Here is a 19,091-nt window from a genome sequence, read left to right as displayed (position 1 = left end):
GGGTCGGACGCGCCATCAGCGCTCCGCCAGCAGGTTCAGGACCTCGGGGCCCACGGTCGTGACGTCACCCGCGCCGACGGTCAGCAGCAGGTCGCCCGCCCGCACCGTCGCGGCCAGCGTCCCCGCTGCCGCCGAGCGGTCGGGCAGGAAGCGCACGCGGCCCGCCGGCAGCGGGACCGCGTCGGCCACCAGCGCCCCGGTGACCTCCGGGTCGGGGTCCTCGCGGGCGACGTAGACGTCGAGGACGACGACCTCGTCGGCCAGGGCCAGCGCGCGGCCGAACTCCGCGGCGAAGGCCCGGGTGCGGCTGACCAGGTGCGGCTGGAAGACCACCACGACCCGTCCCCCGCCCGCGACCGGGCGCGCCGCGCGCAGCAGCGCCTCGACCTCCGTCGGGTGGTGGGCGTAGTCGTCGACCACCCGCACCCCGGCCGCCTCGCCCTTGAGCTCGAAGCGGCGCCGGGCCCCGCCGAAGCGGGCCAGTCCCTCCAGCACCGCGACCGGGTCGGCGCCGAGCTCCACCGCGGCGCAGTACGCCGCCGCCGCGTTGAGCACGTTGTGCTCGCCGGGCACGGCGAGGCGCAGCTCGCGCGGGACGCCCCCGTCGACCAGGACCGCCGACGCGGCGGCGCCCGGCTGCAGGTCCCGCAGCCGCACGTCGGCGGTGGCGGAGGCGCCGTAGGTGCGGACCCGCACGCCGCGCCCGCGCGCGTGCCCGGCCAGCGCCGCGGACCCGGGGTCGTCGGCGCAGGCCACCAGCAGCCCTCCGGGCTGCAACCGGTCGACGAACTCCTCGAAGGCCGCGGCGAAGGCCTCCGCGGTGCCGTAGTGGTCGAGGTGGTCGGGTTCGACGTTGGTCACGACGTCCACGACCGGCGCGTAGGCGCGGAAGGACCCGTCGGACTCGTCCGCCTCGGCCACGAAGGGGCCGCTCCCGTCGCGGGCCCCGCCGTCGTCGCCGCCGGTGAGCTCCCCCCCGATGGCGTAGGACGGGTCCAGCCCGGCGGCGGTGAGGGCCACCGCGAGCATCGACGACGTCGTGGTCTTGCCGTGGGTGCCGGCCACGGCCACCCCGGCCCGCCCGGCCATGAGCGCGGCCAGCGCCTCCGAGCGGTGCAGCACCCGCACCCCGCGCTCGCGGGCGGCGAGCAGCTCCGGGTTGGTCGCGCGGACCGCCGAGCTCACCACGAGGGTGTCGCCGGCCCCGAGGTCGCCCAGGTGGGCCGGGTCGTGCCCGACGCGGGTGCGGATCCCGAGCTCGCGCAGCCGGTCCAGCGTGGGCGAGGGGGCCGCGTCGGTGCCGGAGACCTCCACCCCGCGCCCGCGCAGCAGCCGGGCGATGCCCGACATCCCGACCCCGCCGATGCCCAGCAGGTGCACCCGGCCCAGCCGCGCGACCCCGTCCACCGCCGCGCCGGTCGGGCCCGTCACCGGGCCGCCGCCTCGACGAGGTCGACGAGCTTCTCGGCGCCGTCGTGGACCCCGGCGCCCGCGGCGGCGCGCGCCGCGACGGCCAGGGCCCTGGCGTCGGTGAGCAGGGGCAGGACGCGCTCGCGCACGAACGCCGCGTCCAGGGCGGCGTCGTCGACGAGGACCCCGCCGCCGGCGGCCACCACCGGCTCGGCGTTGCGCCGCTGCTCGCCGTTGCCGATGGGCAGCGGGACGTAGACGGCGGGCAGGCCCACCGCGGTGAGCTCGCTGACCGTCCCGGCCCCGCTGCGGCAGGCGACCAGGTCGGCGGCGGCGTACGCGGTGTCCATGCCGTCGAGGTAGTCGCGCACGACGTAGCGGGAGGGGTCCACCCCGGCGGCGAGCGGGACCCGCTTGCCCCGGCCGCTGGCGTGCAGCACCTGCACCCCGGCCGCGGTGAGCTCCTCGGCGCAGGCGCCGAAGACGTCGTTGAGCCGCTGGGCGCCCAGCGACCCGCCGGTCACCAGCAGCAGCGGGGCGTCGGGGTCGAGGCCGAGCTCGGCCCGGGCCGCCGCCCGCCGCGCCGCGCGGTCCGGAGCCGCGGCCAGGGCGGTGATCTCGGAGCGCAGCGGCATCCCGGTGTGCACCGCCCGCGGCAGCGGGGTGCCGGGGAACGTCACGGCGACGCTCACGGCCCAGCGCGCCCCGAGGCGGTTGGCGATGCCCGGCAGCGCGTTCTGCTCGTGGACGACGACGGGGACACCGGCGCGGCGGGCCGCGAGGTAGGCCGGCGTCGCGACGTAGCCGCCGAAGCCGACGACCACGTCGGCCCGCACGTCCTCGATGGCCCGGTGGGCCGCGGCGACGGCGGCGCGCAGCCGTCCGGGCAGCCGCAGCAGGTCCACCGACGGCTTGCGCGGCAGCGGGACCCGCGGGACGACGGCGAGGTCGTAGCCGCGCTGGGGGACCAGCCGGGACTCCACGCCCTCGGTGGTGCCGAGGACGAGCACCCGGGACGAGGCGTCGCGGGCCCGCAGGTGGTCGGCGGTGGCGAGCAGCGGGGCCACGTGCCCCGTCGTCCCCCCGCCGGCGAGCAGGACGTTCACTTCGAGCCTCTCGTGGGACGCGTGCGCTTGGGGGTGCGTTGCGGCAGCACCGCCAGGGACCGGGCGACGACCGACTCCCGGGCCCGGATGGCCTCGGGGGCGCCGGGCTCGGCGCGGGCGAAGGACAGCAGGACGCCCACGCCCAGCAGGGTCAGCACGAGCGCGGACCCCCCGTAGGAGATGAGCGGCAGGGGGACGCCGATGACCGGGAGCAGGCTCAGGACGACGGCGATGTTGAGGCCCGCCTGACCCAGGATCCAGGCCGCGAACCCGGCCACGGCGAGCTTGGCGTAGAGGGTCTGCGAGCGCCGGACCAGGCGCAGGGTGGCCAGGGCCAGCACGCCGAAGAGCACGAGGATGGTCAGCGTCCCGGGCAGGCCCAGCTCCTCGCCGATGATCGCGAAGATGAAGTCGTTGTGCGCCTCCGGCAGCCAGGACCACTTCTCCCGGCTGGCCCCGAGGCCCAGGCCCCACCAGCCGCCCGAGGCCAGCGCGTACTTCCCCTGGACCGGCTGCCAGGACAGGCCCTGGATGGCCTGGGCGCTGTCGGTGCTGCCGGAGAGCCAGTCCTGCACGCGGTGCCGGCGGTTGGTGCTGCTCAGGACGGCCAGCGCGGCCACCAGGCCGCCGATGCCGCCCGCCAGGGCGAACCACCGGGCGGGGATGCCGGCGACCCACAGCATCACGACCACGACGGCCATCATGATCAGCGCGGTCCCCAGGTCGCGGGAGAGCAGCACCAGGCCGATCGTCAGCCCGACCGAGGGGACCATCGCGGCGGCGAGCTTCGCCGGCTCGTGCAGCACCTCCTGCCGGCGCGACAGCGCCAGCGCCAGCGCCAGCACCAGCGCGATCTTCGCGGCCTCCGACGGCTGGGCCTGGAAGCCGCCGACCTGGATCCAGTTCCGGTTGCCGCCGACCTCCTTGCCGATGCCGGGCACGAAGACGAGCAGCTGCAGGAAGGCCGTGGCGAACAGCGCGGGCAGGGCCAGCCGCTGCCAGGCGCGCGCCGGGACGCGGCTGGCGACGAGGAGCACGACCGCGCCCAGGACGGCGAAGATGGCCTGCTTGCGGAAGAAGTAGTAGGGCGTCCCGTACTCGGTGAGCGCCTCCACGCTGGAGCTCGACAGCACCATGACCAGCCCGATCACCACGAGCATGGCCGTGGTGCCGAGCAGGACGTGGTGGGTGGCCAGCGGGGACTCCAGCAGCCGCACGCGGTCGCGGAACCACTCCCCCGTCGCGTCCAGCCACGCCGGGCGGCGCCAGTCGGGGGCGCTCGCCCGGGGGCGGGTGGTGGGCCGTTCGCGCGAACCGGTCAGCGCCACGTCACGCCTCCCGGGGGAACCGGCGGACGACGGCGGCGGCGAACTCGTCGCCGCGGTGGCCGTAGGAGCGGAACTGGTCCCACGACGCGCAGGCGGGGGCGAGCAGCACGGTGTCCCCGGGACGGGCGAGCTCCGCGGCCCGGGCCACCACGGTGTCCATCAGCAGCGCGTGATCGAGCGGGGCACCCACCTCAGCAGTCTGCGGGAGCTCCACCTCGACGACGGGGACATCCGGGGCGTGTCGCCGCAGGGCCTCGGCCACCAGGGCGCGGTCGGCGCCGATCAGCACGGCCCCCCGCAGGCGGCCGCGGTGGGCCTGCACGAGGTCGTCGAACGTGGCGCCCTTGGCGTCCCCGCCGGCGATCCAGACGACGTGCTCGAAGGTCGCGAGCGAGGCGTTCGCGGCGTGGGCGTTGGTGGCCTTGGAGTCGTCGACCCAGCGCACCTGCGCCGTCGCCGCGCTCGGCGCCGCCACCGTCGCGACCCGGTGCGGGGCGGGCCGGAAGGCCCGCACCCCGTCGCGCACGGCGATCTGCGGGACCCCGGCGGCCCGGGCCAGCGCCGCGGCGGCCAGGACGTTCTCCACGGTGTGCGGGGCGACGGGGTCGTCGGAGCCCTCGGGGCGCAGGTCGGCCAGCGAGCAGAGCTCGGCGGCGTTGTCGCGGCGCTCGGCGACGAAGGCGCGGTCGCAGAGGACGTCCTCCACGAGACCGAGCATGGACAGCCCGGGGACCGCGCGGGTGAAGCCGATCGCCCGGGCCCCCTCCACCACGTCGGCCTCGCGCACGAGGTCCTCGGTGCGCGGGTCGCCGACGTTGTACACGCAGGCGACCTCGGTGTTCTGGTAGATGCGGCCCTTGGCCAGGGCGTAGGCCTCCATCGACCCGTGCCAGTCCAGGTGGTCGGGGGCGAGGTTGAGCACGGCCGAGGCCAGCGGGCGCACGGAGCTCTCCACGTCGGTGGACAGCCAGTGCAGCTGGTAGCTGGACAGCTCCACGGCGAGGACCTCGAAGCCGTGGGGGTGGCGCAGCGCCTCCACCAGCGGGGTGCCGACGTTGCCCGCGCTGGTCGCGCGCAACCCCGCCGCCCGCAGGATCTCCGCGGTCATCTCCACCACGGTCGTCTTGCCGTTGGTGCCGGTGAGGGTGAGCCAGGGCGCGGCGCCGGTCTCGGGCCGCATCCGCCACGCCAGCTCCACGTCGCCCCACACCGGGACCCCGGCCCGCGCTGCGCCCACGAGCAGGTCCGCGTCGGGGCGCCAGCCGGGTGAGGTGACGACGAGGTCGAAGCCGTCCCAGGGGCGCGGCGGGGCGCTCACGTGCTCGGGGCCCAGGAGGACGGTGGCGCCGAGGACCTCCAGCAGCCGGGCCTTCTCCCGCTGGGTCTCCCCCGTGGCGGCGTCGACCACGACGACCTCCGCCCCGACCTCCAGCAGGGCGTCGGCGGCGGCGAAGCCGGAGATCCCCAGACCGGTGACCAGGGTGCGCAGCCCCGCCCAGCGGGAGGTGGGCGAGCGCAGCTCCCGGACCCGGTCGGTGTCGTCGGCGCGCGGGTTGGGGTTGCCCAGCCAGGACTCGAAGACGGTCACGCGCCGGTCACCCACTCCGCGTAGAACACCCCGAGGCCGAGGAAGACGAACAGCCCGGCGATGATCCAGAACCGGATGACGATGGTGACCTCGCCCCAGCCCGCCAGCTCGAAGTGGTGCTGCAACGGCGCCATCCGGAAGATCCGCTTCCCCGTCAGCTTGAACGACCCGACCTGCAGGATCACCGAGAGGGTGATGAGGACGAAGAGCCCGCCGAGCAGGACGAGCAGGATCTGGGTGCGGGACAGGATCGCCAGCCCGGCCAGCGCACCGCCCAGGGCCAGCGAGCCGGTGTCGCCCATGAAGATCTTCGCGGGGCTGGCGTTCCACCAGAGGAACCCGAAGCAGGCGCCCATCACCGCGGCCGCGACGACGGCGAGGTCGCGGGGGTCGCGCACCTCGTAGCAGCGCGCCTCGACCTCGGTGAGGGAGTAGCAGCTCTGGTTGGACTGGAAGGTGCAGATGAGGACGTAGGCGGCCAGGACCATCGTCGTCGCCCCCGTCGCCAGCCCGTCCAGGCCGTCGGTGAGGTTGACGCCGTTGCTCACCGCGGAGGTGATGATCAGCGCCCACACCACGAACAGGACGGTGCCGCCGACCGCCCCGAAGACCGCGAGGTCCAGGGGGGTGTCGCGCAGCACCGAGATGTGCGTGGAGGCGGGGGTGGTGCCGTCCTTGCCGGCGGCCGGGAACTGCAGCGCGAGGACGGCGAAGACGATCCCGACCAGGCCCTGCCCGGCGAGCTTCGCCTTGGCGGTCAGCCCGAGGCTGCGCTGGTTGGAGATCTTCAGGAAGTCGTCGAGGAAGCCCACGACCCCCAGCCCGGTCATCAGCAGCAGCACGAGCAGGCCCGAGACCGTGGGCAGCGCCCCGGTGAACAGGTGCGCGGCGCCGTAGGCCAGCAGGGCGGCGAGGATGATGACGACCCCGCCCATCGTGGGGGTGCCGCGCTTGGTGTGGTGCGAGGTCGGCCCGTCGTCGCGGACGAACTGCCCGTACCCGCGGCGCACGAGCCAGCGGATGTAGAGCGGGGTCCCGAAGAGGGAGACGACGAGGGAGAACGCTCCCGCGATGAGGACGGTCCTCACGACGAGGCCTCCGTGGTCTCGGTGCCGGTCCCGGGGGTCCCGGGGGTCGCGGCGGTGGTGTCGTGGATGAGCGTGGTGGCGAGCCGGGCGAGGCCGGCTCCGTTGGAGGACTTGACCAGGACGACGTCGCCGGGCCGCAGCCGGGCGCGCAGGAACTCCAGCGCGTCGTCGACGTCGGTGGCGAAGGCGGCCTCCTCGCCCCAGGAGCCCTCCATGACCGCGCCGGTGTACACCGGCCGCGCGCCGGCCCCCACGACCAGCAGCTGGTCGACGTCGAGGCGCACCACGGTCCGGCCGAGCAGGTCGTGCTCCTCGCGGGAGGCGGGGCCGAGCTCGAGCATCTCCCCCAGCACCGCCCACGTCCGGCGCCCCGCCCCGGCCATCCCGACGAGGGCCTTGAGCGCGGCCCGCATCGAGTCGGGGTTGGCGTTGTACGCGTCGTGCACGACGGTGACCCCGTCGGGGCGCTCGACGACCTGCATCCGCCCCGGGCTGAGCTCGGTCGCGGCGGACAGCGACGCCGCGACCTCCTCCAGCGGGCGCCCGGTGCCCAGCGCGACCGCCGCGGCGGCGAGGGCGTTGGTGACCTGGTGCTCCCCGTGCAGCTGCAGCTGGACGCGGGCGCGCCCGCCCCCGTGCTGGAGGGTGAACCGGGGCCGGGCCAGCGCGTCGAGCTCGACGTCGAGGGCGCGGACGTCGGCGTGCGCGCCGCGGCCGAAGGTCAGCACCCGGGCGCGGGTGCGGGTGGCCATGGCCGCGACCCGGTCGTCGTCGGCGTTCAGGACGGCGAGCCCCTCGGCCGGGAGGGCCTCGACGAGCTCGCCCTTGGCGCGCGCCGTGGTCTCCAGCGACCCGAACTCCCCGGCGTGGGCGGCGCCCACGACGAGCTCGACGCCGACATCGGGGCGGGCGATCGCGCACAGCGCGGCGATGTGCCCCAGACCGCGCGCGCCCATCTCCACGACGAGGGTGACGGTGCCGCGGTCGGCGCGCAGCACCGTGAGCGGGGCGCCGATCTCGTTGTTGAAGCTGCCCGCGGGAGCCACGACGGGGCCGGCGGGCGCGAGCACCCGGGCCAGCAGGTCCTTCGTCGTCGTCTTGCCCTGGCTGCCGGTGACGCCCACGACCAGCGGACCGGACCCGGTCGAGCGCAGGCGCTCCAGCACCCCGCGCGCCAGCCGGCCGAGGGCGGTGACGCCGTCCTCGACGACCACGAGCGCGGCGCCGGCGGGCAGCTCGACCTCGCGCTCGGCGAGGACGAGGCTCGCGCCCGCGGCGACGGCGCCCGCGGCGTGGTCGGCCCCGTCGACCCGTTCCCCGGGCAGCGCCACGAAGAGCGATCCGGGCCCGGCGGCGCGGGAGTCGACGACGACGGGTCCCGTCACCGGGGTCGACGCGGTCCCGGCGGCGAGCCGACCGCCGGTCAGCTCCGCCACCTCCGCCGCGGTCAGCGCGATCACGGCCTACCTCCTCGCGCGGCTCCGGCCGCGCCCCTGGTGTCCTCGTGGGTGTGCGTGCGGGCCCACCGCTGCAGCGCGTGCGCGGCGGCGGCCCGGTCGTCGAAGGGGGTCACGACCCCCGCCGCCTCCTGGCCGGTCTCGTGGCCCTTGCCGGCCAGCAGCACGGTGTCGCCCGCGCCCCGGCACCGGGCCAGCGCGGCGTCGAGGGCGGCGGCGCGGTCGGCGACCTCCAGGACCTCCGCCGGGCCGGACCGGGCGCCGGCGAGCACGGCGGCGCGCACGGCCGCCGCGTCCTCGGAGCGGGGGTTGTCGTCGGTGACCACGGCCACGTCGGCGAGGGCCGCGACGGCGGCCCCCATGAGCGGGCGCTTGCCCCGGTCGCGGTCCCCGCCGGCGCCGAACACGGCCACCAGGCGGCCGGGGGTGATCCCCCGCAGCGTCCGCAGCACCCGGTCCAGGGCGTCGGGGGTGTGGGCGTAGTCGACGACGACGAGGGGGGCGCCGTCGCGGACCACGGTCTGCATCCGGCCCGGGACCCCCTCGGCGGCGGCCAGCCCGGCCGCGACGACCGCGGGGGCCGGGCCGAGGTGGAGGACCGCGACGGCCGCCAGGGCCGCGTTGGCGACGTTGAAGTCCCCGGGCAGGGGGCAGGTGAGGTCCAGCTCGACGGGACCGCCGGGGAGGGTGCCGCTGAGGTGGAAGGTGCTGCCGGCCCGCCCGGTGCGCACGTCGGTGACGCGCCAGTCGGCGTCGCCCGCGCCGACGGTGACCACCGGCACGCTCGCGCGCCGCGCCAGGCGGCGGCCCCAGGAGGCGTCGGGAGCCCCGTCCTCCTCGACCCACACGACGCCCCGCCGGGCGTGGGCGGGGGTGAACAGCGACGCCTTGGCGGCGAAGTACTCCTCCATCGACCCGTGGAAGTCCAGGTGGTCCTGGGACAGGTTGGTGAACAGCGCGACGTCGAGGACCAGGCCGTCGACGCGGTGCTGGACCAGCGCGTGGCTGGAGACCTCCAGGGCGCACCCGCGGACCCCGGCGGCGACCATCCGGGCCAGCAGCGCGTGCAGGTCCGGGGCCTCGGGGGTGGTGCGGACGCTGTCGACGCGCTCCCCCGCGATGCGCGTCTCGACCGTGCCGAGCAGGCCGGTCGTCCAGCCCGCGGAGCGCAGCAGGGACTCCACGAGGTAGGCGGTGGTGGTCTTGCCGTTGGTGCCGGTGACCCCGACGGTCGTGAGGACGTCGCCGGGGCGGCCGTGGATCCGGGCGGCGAGGTCCCCGAGCACGGCGCGGGGGTCGTCGACCACGAGCGCGGGCAGGCCGGCGGCCGCGACGAGGTCGGCCCCGGCGGGGTCGGTGAGGGCGGCGACGGCTCCCGAGGCGGCGGCCTGGGCGGCGAAGCGCGCGCCGTGGACGTTGGCTCCCGGCAGCGCCGCGTAGAGGTCGCCGGGACGCACCCGGCGGGAGTCCAGCGTGACCCCGGTGACGGGGGTCCCCGGCGGGGCGGGGGTCGGGGCACCGGCGGCGACGGAGGTTCCGAGGACCTGCGCGACGTCCGAGAGTTTCAGCGGGCCGCGGGCACCGTCGGCGCCCGGGCCGTCGGTCAACGGCACGGTGGGAGGCTACCCGCCCGCACGGGGGCGCCCGTACCGCTTCCCCCGCGTGTTCCCCGGCGTGTTCTCCCGCGCGTCCCCCCGCGCACCGCGCCGCCCCGGTCCGGGACGGGGGTCACTGCGCTCCCGCGGCGTCCCCGGCGGCGCCCGGGGCGCGCGCGGCCCCGGCCTCGGCCTCGCCCCCCCAGGTGAGCGGGAGGTTCGCCGGGGGTTCGGCGGAGGGGGCGACCCCGCGCTGCGCGAGCGCGTAGGTCATGACCTCCTTGAACACCGGACCCGCGGCCGACCCGCCGTAGTAGTTCGTCCGGGGGTCCTGCAGGATCACGGCCACCACCAGTTCCGGGTCGTCGGCGGGGGCCAGCCCGATGAACGACGCGGTGTAACCGGAGTAGCGGCCGAGGTCCTCGTCGTAGCGTTCCGCGGTGCCGGTCTTGCCGGCGACGAGGTAACCCGGGATCTCCGCGGCGGCGGCGGTCCCCTCCTCGCTGACGACGGCTTGCATCATGTCCCGCAACGTCTTCGCGGTCTCGGAACTCACCACCCGGGCGGAGTCGCCGGCGGGGGCGGTGGTGCGGTTGCCGTTCGGGTCCGACGTCCCGGCGATGAGCGTGGGCTCGACGCGCACGCCGTCGTTGGCGATGGTGGCGAACACCGAGGCCGCCTGCACGGCGTTGACGGAGAGTCCCTGCCCGAACATCACGGTGTAGCGCTGGGTCCCGGAGTAGTCCTCGGGCTTCGCCACGATGCCGGCGGTCTCCCCGGGGAAGGAGAGCGTGGTCCGGCTGCCGAACCCGAAGGCGCGCTGGTACTCGTACAGCGTCCGCGCGTCGAGCTGCTCCCCGGCCAGGATGGTTCCGGTGTTGCTGGACTGGGCGAGGATCCCCGCCAGCGTGAGCTTCTCCTCGGGGTGCTCGTGGGAGTCGTGGAAGAGCTTGTCCGACCTCTGCAGCGCGTAGGGGACGGTGAAGGGGCTGGAGGCCGTGGCCCTCCCCTCCTCCAGCACCGCCGCCAGCGTCACGACCTTGGCCGTCGAGCCGGGTTCGAAGGCCTCGGTGAGCGCGGTGTTCAGGAGCTGGTCGTTGGTGAAGTCCGTGAGGTTCGTGGGGTCGATGCTGGGCGCGCTGGCCAGCGCGAGCAGCCGCTGCCGCCTGTCCATGATCACGACGGTGCCGGACTTCGCGCCCGTCTCGGCGACCTTGGCCGCGATCGCCGACTGCGCCTTCCACTGCAGGTCCGAGTCGATCGTCAGGTGCAGGGAGGTGCCGTCGACGGGCTCGACCATCTCGCTGTCGCCCAGCGGGATCTCCTGGCCGCCGAGGCTGCGCTCGTACTTCATCGACCCGTCGGTGCCCGTCAGCAGGTCGTCCTCGGCCGACTCCAGCCCGCCGAGGGGGTAGTCGTGGTACGCCTTCGCCTCCTCGTCGTAGACGGGGGTGCCCAGGACGCCGACGAGGGTGGAGGACGCCGACCCCGTCGGGTAGATGCGCTGGGTCTGGCGCTTGGAGGTGATCCCGCTGATGCCGACGTCGGCGACCTGCTGCCACAGCTCCGGGGTGATGCCGACCGCCACGACGGCGTAGCGCGGGCTCGTCGCCTTCACGGTCAGCTTGTCGGTGAGGGTCGCCTCGTCGATCCCGAGCACGGGGGCCAGCCGCGCCGCCGCGCCGGCCGGGCCCTGCCCGTGCTCCTCCTGGTACTTCGACCCGTCGCCGGGACGGGTGTTGTACGCCTGGACGGTCTGCGGGTCGGCGATGACGTCGCGCCGCTCGACCGACGTCGCCAGCACGACGCCCTTGGCGTCGACGACGTCGCCGCGCTTGGCGTACAGCTTGGTCTCCGAGGTGCGTTGCCGCAGAGCGCGTTCGGCCAGGGCCCCGGCGTCGGCGCCCTGGAGCTGGACCAGCCGCCCCCCGAGGACGGTCAGGCCGAGCAGGACCCCCACGCTGTAGACGCGCATCCTCATGTCCGCGGTCGGCGCCCCGTCGTCGCGGGCGTGGGGTCGGTTGCGGCGCAGTGGGGACACGCGGTGAGCCTCTCGGGACCTTCGGGCGGACGTCGGGGCGGCGCGGCCTCAGCCGCCGGACGTGCGGGCCGGGGCCGTGGGGGTCGGGGCGGGCGTGGGTTCGCCGACGGCGCCGCTGCCGGTGAGGTGGACCGCGTCGGGGGCCGGCACCATCCCCAGGGCCTGGGCCCGGGCGGCCAGCTGCTCCGGCGCGGACTGGTGGGCCAGCGACTCCGCCGCCGCCTGCTGCTGGTCGGCCAGCCGCTGCGACTGCACCTGCAGGTCGGTGATGCGGTAGGCGTCGCCGGCGATGGCGATGTTCGTCATGAGCAGCCCGAACAGCCCCAGGGTCAGCACGAGCACGCACGCGACCGGCAGCGGCAGGCGCAGGCGGCGGGTCGCGGGCGGGGTGACCACCTGCAGCTCGGGACGGGCGGCGGCGTCCTGACGCGCCTTGAGCTGGCGGACCGGAGCGTTCCGGGCCGCGATCAGGGGCTGGCTCATCACGGCGTCCTCTCGACGGTCGCGCCGGGCTCGCCCGGCTCGAGGTGGGGGTGGGTCTCGAACTCCTGAGTGCGGGGCCGGGCGGGGTTCCCGGCCGTCCCGGTCCCGGGACGGTTCCGGCGCCTGGACGCCGGCACGACCCGGGGGGAACTGACCCGATCCTCGCCGGGGAGGCGACGCACGGCACGCAGGCGCGCCGACGCCGCCCGGGGATTCTCGGCCAGCTCCGCCTCGTCGGCGGTCTCCCCGCCGCGGGTGAGGAGTTCCGCGCGCGGCCCGGAACCCGCTGGCACGAAAGGGAGGTCGGGCGGAGCGGAACTGCTCGACAGCTCCCGCAGGGCGTTCTTGACGATGCGGTCCTCGAGGGAGTGGAAGGTCAGGACCGCCAGCCGACCCTCGGGCGCGAGCCGTTCGAAGGCCACCGGCAGCGAGCGCTCGACGACGCCGAGTTCGTCGTTGACCTCGATCCGCAGCGCCTGGAACGTGCGCTTGGCGGGGTTCCCGCCGGTCCGCCGGGTGGCGGCGGGGACGTTGGCGCGCACCAGGTCCACCAGCCGGGCGGAACTCGTGAAGGGTTCCAGCGCCCGCTCGCGCACGATCGCGGAGGCGATGCGCGGTGCGAAGCGCTCCTCGCCGTAGACCCGGAGGATGCGGGTCAACTGGCTGTGGGAGTAGGTGTTGAGGACGTCCGCGGCCGTGGTGGGGGCGCCGGGGTCCATCCGCATGTCCAGGGCGGTGTCGCGGGCGTAGGAGAAACCCCGCTCCGCCTCGTCGAGCTGGAGCGAGGAGACCCCGAGGTCGAAGAAGACGGCGTCGACGGTGTCCAGGCCGAGGTCGTCCAGCGCCTCGCCCAGGCCGTCGGAGACGCTGTGCACCAGGGTGATCCGGTCGGCGAACTCGTGCAGCCGGTGCGCGGCGAGTTCCAGCGCCTGCGGGTCGCGGTCCATCCCGACCAGGCGCAGACCGGGGTGGCGGCGCAGCAGCTCGTGGGCGTGCCCGCCCATGCCCAGGGTCACGTCGACGGTGACGGCACCGGGGTGGTCCAGCGCCGGGGACAGCACCCGGGTGCAGCGTTCGAGCATGACGGAGGCGTGGCGGCGGGCCGCGTCGTGCGCGCGTTCCTCGGCGCCCTCGCCGGCCCTGCCCTGCACGTCGTCCTGCACGTCCACGTCCACGTCGTCACCTCCCCCTCGCTGCCGGCCACCGGTTCCCCTCCCACCCGCGAGCCGACCGTCGGTCGCGGTCCCCATCCGCTCGCGCCCCCGGCCCTGGCGCCGGGGAAGTGGCGTCAGGACCGGGGACGGGGCGGCTGGAGGCCGCGGTCGACGGTCGGTACCCGGAGGCCCGAGCCTCGGCTCGGGGGTCAGGGATCAGAGGACCCCCGGGAGGACCTCCTCGCGGCGGTCGGCGAAGGCGGGTTCCACCTCGTCGAGGTAGCTCTCCCAGGTCCGCAGGTCCCACAGCTCGACGCGGGCGCCGGCACCGATGACGGCGACGTCGCGCTCGAGGCCGGCGTAGGTGCGCAGCAGCGGCGGGACGGTGACCCTCCCCTGCTTGTCCGGGAGCTCGCTGGAGGCACCCGACAGGAAGACGCGCTGGTAGTCGCGCGCCTCCTTGTTGGTGAGCGGCGCCTGCCGCATCTCCTCGTGCATCCGCTGGAACTCCTGCATGGGGAAGATGTAGAGGCAGCGTTCCTGCCCCCTGGTGATGACCAGGCCGTCGAGCAGCTGGTCCCGGAAACGAGCCGGGAGGATCAGCCGCCCCTTGTCGTCCAGGCGGGGCGTGTGGGTGCCCAGGAACACCACGCACCCCCACCGAACGGGTCCTTGTTGCCACTGCTGCCCGGCCCTGGCGGACCAGACTCCTCCACCGTACTCCACTTTCCTCCACGGTCAACGTCGATCCACCGTCGGTCACCGCTCAGGCCCGGCGTCGGCGCAGGTCAGAGGCGTGGGGCGCCGGGGAGGGCCGTGGGGGTCCGCGAGCCCGGGCCGGGGCGCGCGCCGCCCCGGGAGGCCCCCGGGGAGCCCTCCGGGAGCCCTCCCGGGGCGGGGGTGGAGGGGTGTGGGGGACCGGGGGGCGCCGGGGTGGGGGGAGGTGGGGGTCCCGGTGCCCGGATCGACGGGCGGAGGGGGCGGGGGGTGGGGCAGAGTGGGCACGTCGTGCGGAGGGTGCCCGGACCGGGGTCCGGGCACCCTCCCCCGGCTCCGGACGTTCGCACCCGCGAGGTCCACCGAACGAGACGAGGCCACGTGACCACGACGAGCGCACTCCCCGGCAGCCACCCCGGCGAGCCCCTCGCCCTCGACCCGCAGGACCTCCCCGCGGCCCTGGAGCGCCTGCGCTCCACCACCGACGCCCTCGCGGCGACGGTGGACCGGGTCATCCAGGGCAAGGACGAGATCGTGCGGCTCGCGCTGACCGTCCTCTTCGCCGAGGGGCACCTGCTCGTCGAGGACGTCCCCGGGGTGGGCAAGACGATGCTCGCCAAGACCCTCGCCCGGGCCGTCGACGGCACCGTGCGGCGCATCCAGTTCACCCCCGACCTGCTGCCCAGCGACGTCACCGGGTCGAGCATCTGGAACCAGGAGCGCAGCGCCTTCGAGTTCCGCCCGGGGGCGGTGTTCGCCAACGTCGTCATCGGCGACGAGATCAACCGCGCCTCGCCCAAGACCCAGTCGGCCCTGCTGGAGTGCATGGAGGAGGGGCAGGTCACCGTCGACGGGACGACGTGGGAGCTGGACCGGCCCTTCATCGTCTTCGCCACCCAGAACCCGGTGGAGATGGACGGGACCTACCCGCTGCCCGAGGCCCAGCGCGACCGCTTCATGGCCCGCGTCTCCATGGGCTACCCCTCCGCCGAGGCCGAGCTCACTATGCTCAGCGAGCACGGGGCGACGCAGCCGCTGGACGCCGTGACCCCCGTCGTGGACGTGGCGCAGGTGCGGGAGCTCTCCGCCGCGGTCCGCGGGGTGCACGCGGCGGAAGCCCTCAAGCAGTACGTCGTGGACCTCGTGCGGCGCACCCGGGCGCACCCGGACCTGCGCCTGGGCGGCTCCCCGCGCGCGGCCCTGCACCTGCTGCGCGCGGCCCGCTCGCGCGCCGCGATGGAGGGTCGCGACCACGTGCTGCCCGACGACGTGCAGGCCCTCGCCGTGCCCGTCGTCGCCCACCGCCTGCTGCTGACGGCGGACGCCCTGCTGGCCGGGCGCGAGGGCGCCGACGTGGTGGTCGACGTGCTGCGCTCCACGGCCCTCCCCTCCCCGCGGTGAGCCCCCGGTGAGCGGTCGCCCCGTGCGCCTGCGCCCCTCCGCGCGCGGCTGGACCTTCGCGGCGGTCGCGCTGGTGGTCCTGGTCGGGGCACCGCTCACCGGCCAGCGCGACGTCCTGCGCGTGGGGGTCCTGCTCGTCGTGCTCCTCGTGGTGGCCGGTTGGTCCGCCGTGCGCAGCGCCGCGACCCTCGACCTGGTGTCGAGGTCGAAGTCGGAGCTCGTCGAGGCCGGGGTCACGAGCACCGTCCGGCTGACCGTCCTGGGACGGGCCCGGGCCGGGGTGCGCCTGGTCCTGGAGGACCAGGTCCCCCTGGCCCTGGGCGGGACCGCGCGCCTCCCGGTCCCCCGCCTCAGGGAGGGCCAGATCCTCGACCTCGAGCACAGGGTGAGGGCCGAGGTGCGCGGGTCCTACCCGCTGGGACCGGTCACGCTCGTCGCCCGCGACGTCTTCGGCCTGGTCACCGCCAGCCGCACCCTCGGCGGGAGCGTCACCCTGGACGTGCTGCCGCGCGTGCACCCGCTGGCCGACCTCGTCCTGGGCGACCTCGGGGGTGCCCGCGGGTCCTCCGCCGGCGCCTCCGCCGCCGCCTCCCTCGACGACGTCTCCCTGCGGGAGTACCGCGTGGGCGACGACCTGCGCCGCGTGCACTGGCGCTCCACCGCCCGGCGGGGCGCGGTCATGGTCCGCTCCGACGAGCACCCGGGCCGCCCCGACGTCGTCCTGCTGCTCGACACCCGGGCGGCGGCGCACGAGGGGCGCGGTGCGGGGTCCTCGCTGGAGTGGGCCGTCAGCCTGGTCGCCTCGGCGGCCGTGCACCTGCACCGGCGCGGGCACCGCGTCCGGCTCCTGCACGACGGCGCCTTCGACCCGCCGCGCGAGCTCGACGACAGCTCCGCCGTCCGCGGCCTGCTGCGCTCGCTGGCCCGGCTGCGCCCGGGCGGCCCCGAGGGGCTGGCCCGCTCCGTCGCCGCGCTGGGACGGGCCGACTCCACCCTCCTGGTCGCGGTCCTCGCCGGGGTCGACGAGGAGGACGTGGCCCCCCTGCTGTCGGCGCGACCGCTGGGCGTCCCCGCCCTGGCGGTCCTGGAGCGGACGGCCGCGTGGACGCAGCCCGGTCAGGACGACGGGCCGGGGCTGCGCCGCGCGCACCTGGTGCTGGCGCGCGCGGGCTGGCGCACGGCGCTGGCCGGCCCCGGCGACCCCGTGTCGGAGGTCTGGGCCAGACTCACCCGCACCGGGGCGCGCGGCACTCCCGCGGGCGCCCCGTCCGACGCCACGCGCGCCGCCCGGCCCGCCCCGCTCCCCGACGAGGAGGTCCGCCCGTGACCCGCAGTGCCCGCACCGCCCTGTGGGCCGGTGTCGCCAGCGCCGCCGCCGTGCTCACCCTGCGACCGCTCCTCGTGTCCTCGGGGTGGCTGGTCGGCGCGTTCAGCGCGGTCTGCGCCGTGACCGCCTCCGGGCTGCTGGTCCGGGCCCTGCTCCGCCGGCGCGGCCCGGCGGTCGCGGTGCAGGTCCTCGCCCTCCTGGCCGTGCTCCTGGTCCTCTTCGGCGGCAGCACCACGGTGGCGGGGGTCGTGCCGACCCCCGCCACCCCGGGCCGCTTCGCGCAACTGGCCACCGACGGGGTCCAGGTCATCCAGCGCTACAGCGTGCCGGCCGTCGACCTGCGCGGTCTGCGGCTGCTGCTGGTCGCCGGGGCCGGGCTCCTGGCCCTCGCCGTGGACCTCTTCGCCGTCACCCTCCGCCGGCCCGCGCTGGCCGGGCTGCCGCTGCTCGCCGTGGTGGCGGTGCCGCTGGCCCTGGCCCCGGGCGGGTCCAGCGCCGTCGCGTTCGTGCTCGCGAGCGTCCCCTACCTGGTGCTGCTGGCCGGGGACCGCCGCAGCTCTCTCCTGCGCCCGCCCGGCCCCGCCCGCCGCTCGGTGGCGGGGGTGACCGCGAGCGCCACCGCGGCGGTGGCCCTGGTGGCCGCAGTCGCGGTGCCCGCAACGGTGCCGGGCCTGGACGAGCGGCCGCTGACGATCGACACCGGGCAGGGCGACACCATCGCGGTGATCAACCCGATCCTCAACCTCAAGGCCAGCCTCGGGGCCCGCTCGAACGCCACGATCCTCACGTACCAGACCGACCAGCCCGACCCCGCGCCGTTGCGCATCGTCACCGCCGACGTGTTCGACGGCCGCACCTGGGCCCCCAGCACGGGGGCCGACATCCCCCGCAGCCAGCGGGTGCAGGACGGGCTGAACCCCGCGCCGGGGCTGTCGGACCCCGTGCGCGACGCCTCGACCGTGCGCCGGACCTCGATCTCGGTGCGCGGGCTGGACCAGACCTACCTGCCGCTGCCCTACCCGGCCCTGCGCGTCGGCATCGAGGGCGAGTGGCTCTACGAGACCGACACCCTCAACGTCGTCGGCGACGGGGAGACCACCCGCGGCCGGCAGTACGAGGTCACCCACCTCGAGGTCGCCCCGACCGAGGACGAGCTGCGGGCCGCCCCGCGGGCGCCGGACGAGCTCGAGTCCCGCTACACCGAGCTGCCCGAGCTGCCGCAGGTGGTGCGCGACACCGCGGCCCAGGTCACCGCCGGGGCCTCCGACCCCTACGAGCAGGCCGCGGCCCTGCAGCGCTACTTCCGCGCCACCGGCGGGTTCACCTACTCCACCACCGCGCCCAACGACGGCGGGTCCGACGCGGTCGCGGCGTTCCTGGAGCAGAAGACCGGGTTCTGCGTCCAGTTCGCCTCCGCGATGGCCGTCATGGCCCGGGCGCTGGGCATCCCGGCGCGGGTCGCCATCGGGTTCCTGCCCGGGGAGGAGAGCGCGAACGGGCGCTGGCGGATCAGCGCCCAGGACGCCCACGCCTGGCCGGAGCTGTACTTCGAGGGCGTGGGGTGGACCCGCTTCGAGCCGACGCCGGCGACGCGGAGCGGTCAGTCGCCGTCCTGGAGCGTCCCCCTGGTGCCGGTGCCGACGACCGCCCCGTCCCGCTCGGCGGCCCCTTCGGCGGCGAGCTCCTCGGCGGCCGCGCCGACGGCCACCACCGCGACCTCCACCGCCACCGGGGCCGACGCCGGCACCGAGGCGGAGCCGACCGGCTGGGGCCGGGTCCTGGCCCTGCCGTGGGGCTGGGTCCTCGGGGCGCTGGCGCTGGTGCTGCTGCTGCTCGCCCCGCGGGTGTCGGCCACCGTGCTCAGCCGCCGCCGGTGGGCCGGGGTGCACGACACCGGGTCCTCCGCCGAGGCGGCCTGGGCGGAGCTGGAGGACCGGGTCCACGACCTGGGGGTGCGCTGGGCGCCGTCGGCGACCCCCCGGCAGCGGGCGGACGGGCTGTCGGAGCTCCTGGAACCGGGGTCGGTCGCGGCGCAGGAGGTGCAGCGGATGCGGGCGGCGGTGGAGAGCAGCCGCTTCGGCGCCTCCGGCGGCGGCCCGCGGGAGACCGCGGGGGGCTCGCTGCTGGTGCGTCCGCGGGCGGGCCAGGCCGGTCGCCTCGTCCGGGCCCAGGTCGACGTCGTCGTCGACGCGGTGGCCGCCGGCCGGCCGCGGGGGCTGCGGTGGCGGGCCCGGTGCTTCCCGATGGCCGGGGTCCGGCGGGCCCTGGAGTGGTGGGACCGGGACTGACCCGGTCCCGTCGTCCCCGCCCGGGGGCGGGGACGACGAAGGGCGCCGCGAGGTCTCGCGGCGCCCTTCGTGGCGTGGTCGTGCTGGCCTCACCGGGCCGGGCCCGGT

General features: G+C 76.3%; 14 protein-coding genes. 3 read left to right on the top strand and 11 right to left on the bottom strand.

Going from position 1 to position 19,091, the window contains the following annotated elements:
* Nucleotides 1-15 precede the first annotated feature (15 nt).
* The 11 genes from murC to mraZ form a co-directional block, all read right to left on the bottom strand.
* On the bottom strand, nucleotides 16-1,431 hold the full coding sequence (gene murC, locus KRAD_RS18005) for a UDP-N-acetylmuramate--L-alanine ligase (protein WP_012087085.1): 1,416 nt from the start codon (nucleotides 1,429-1,431) through the stop codon (nucleotides 16-18).
* The gene (murG, locus tag KRAD_RS18000; RefSeq protein WP_012087084.1) at nucleotides 1,428-2,516 is read right to left on the bottom strand and encodes an undecaprenyldiphospho-muramoylpentapeptide beta-N-acetylglucosaminyltransferase; all 1,089 of its coding nucleotides are present in this window, start codon (nucleotides 2,514-2,516) and stop codon (nucleotides 1,428-1,430) included. Before murG ends, murC begins: the two co-directional genes overlap by 4 nt.
* The gene (gene ftsW / locus KRAD_RS17995) at nucleotides 2,513-3,844 is read right to left on the bottom strand and encodes a putative lipid II flippase FtsW (RefSeq protein ID WP_012087083.1); all 1,332 of its coding nucleotides are present in this window, start codon (nucleotides 3,842-3,844) and stop codon (nucleotides 2,513-2,515) included. The genes murG and ftsW overlap by 4 nt, the downstream gene beginning before the upstream one ends.
* 1 nt (nucleotide 3,845) lies before the next feature.
* Nucleotides 3,846-5,432 (bottom strand): UDP-N-acetylmuramoyl-L-alanine--D-glutamate ligase, encoded by a 1,587-nt coding sequence (murD, locus tag KRAD_RS17990; RefSeq protein ID WP_238985764.1) that lies wholly within the window; start codon nucleotides 5,430-5,432, stop codon nucleotides 3,846-3,848.
* Nucleotides 5,429-6,520, bottom strand: a complete 1,092-nt coding sequence (mraY, locus tag KRAD_RS17985; protein WP_012087080.1) for a phospho-N-acetylmuramoyl-pentapeptide-transferase — start codon at nucleotides 6,518-6,520, stop codon at nucleotides 5,429-5,431. The genes murD and mraY overlap by 4 nt, the downstream gene beginning before the upstream one ends.
* Entirely contained in the window at nucleotides 6,517-7,980 is a 1,464-nt protein-coding gene (locus KRAD_RS17980) for a UDP-N-acetylmuramoyl-tripeptide--D-alanyl-D-alanine ligase (protein ID WP_012087079.1), read from the bottom strand. The genes mraY and KRAD_RS17980 overlap by 4 nt, the downstream gene beginning before the upstream one ends.
* On the bottom strand, nucleotides 7,977-9,590 hold the full coding sequence (locus KRAD_RS17975) for a UDP-N-acetylmuramoyl-L-alanyl-D-glutamate--2,6-diaminopimelate ligase (protein ID WP_012087078.1): 1,614 nt from the start codon (nucleotides 9,588-9,590) through the stop codon (nucleotides 7,977-7,979). The genes KRAD_RS17980 and KRAD_RS17975 overlap by 4 nt, the downstream gene beginning before the upstream one ends.
* A 115-nt stretch (nucleotides 9,591-9,705) precedes the next feature.
* Entirely contained in the window at nucleotides 9,706-11,613 is a 1,908-nt protein-coding gene (locus tag KRAD_RS17970; RefSeq protein WP_012087077.1) for a peptidoglycan D,D-transpeptidase FtsI family protein, read from the bottom strand.
* A gap of 48 nt (nucleotides 11,614-11,661) precedes the next feature.
* Complete coding sequence (gene ftsL / locus KRAD_RS24575) at nucleotides 11,662-12,096, bottom strand: cell division protein FtsL (protein WP_012087076.1); 435 nt, start codon at nucleotides 12,094-12,096, stop codon at nucleotides 11,662-11,664.
* The gene (gene rsmH / locus KRAD_RS17960; protein ID WP_420812241.1) at nucleotides 12,096-13,247 is read right to left on the bottom strand and encodes a 16S rRNA (cytosine(1402)-N(4))-methyltransferase RsmH; all 1,152 of its coding nucleotides are present in this window, start codon (nucleotides 13,245-13,247) and stop codon (nucleotides 12,096-12,098) included. The genes ftsL and rsmH overlap by 1 nt, the downstream gene beginning before the upstream one ends.
* Before the next feature lie 219 nt (nucleotides 13,248-13,466).
* Nucleotides 13,467-13,898 (bottom strand): division/cell wall cluster transcriptional repressor MraZ, encoded by a 432-nt coding sequence (mraZ, locus tag KRAD_RS17955; protein WP_012087074.1) that lies wholly within the window; start codon nucleotides 13,896-13,898, stop codon nucleotides 13,467-13,469.
* A 450-nt stretch (nucleotides 13,899-14,348) separates the two neighbouring features.
* On the opposite strand from mraZ, the gene KRAD_RS17950 reads away from it, so the two are divergent.
* The 3 genes from KRAD_RS17950 to KRAD_RS17940 are packed head-to-tail and all read left to right on the top strand — an operon-like array spanning nucleotide 14,349 to nucleotide 18,983.
* Entirely contained in the window at nucleotides 14,349-15,368 is a 1,020-nt protein-coding gene (locus tag KRAD_RS17950; protein ID WP_012087073.1) for an AAA family ATPase, read from the top strand.
* Nucleotides 15,369-15,375: 7 nt separating this feature from the next.
* Nucleotides 15,376-16,695, top strand: a complete 1,320-nt coding sequence (locus KRAD_RS17945; protein WP_012087072.1) for a DUF58 domain-containing protein — start codon at nucleotides 15,376-15,378, stop codon at nucleotides 16,693-16,695.
* The gene (locus KRAD_RS17940; RefSeq protein WP_012087071.1) at nucleotides 16,692-18,983 is read left to right on the top strand and encodes a transglutaminase TgpA family protein; all 2,292 of its coding nucleotides are present in this window, start codon (nucleotides 16,692-16,694) and stop codon (nucleotides 18,981-18,983) included. Before KRAD_RS17945 ends, KRAD_RS17940 begins: the two co-directional genes overlap by 4 nt.
* Nucleotides 18,984-19,091: the final 108 nt, after the last annotated feature.

Source organism: Kineococcus radiotolerans SRS30216 = ATCC BAA-149 (assembly GCF_000017305.1).
Classification (GTDB): Bacteria; Actinomycetota; Actinomycetes; order Actinomycetales; family Kineococcaceae; genus Kineococcus; species Kineococcus radiotolerans.
Note: the sequence above shows the minus strand (reverse complement) of the source record. Positions and strands in the feature narration are given on the sequence as shown.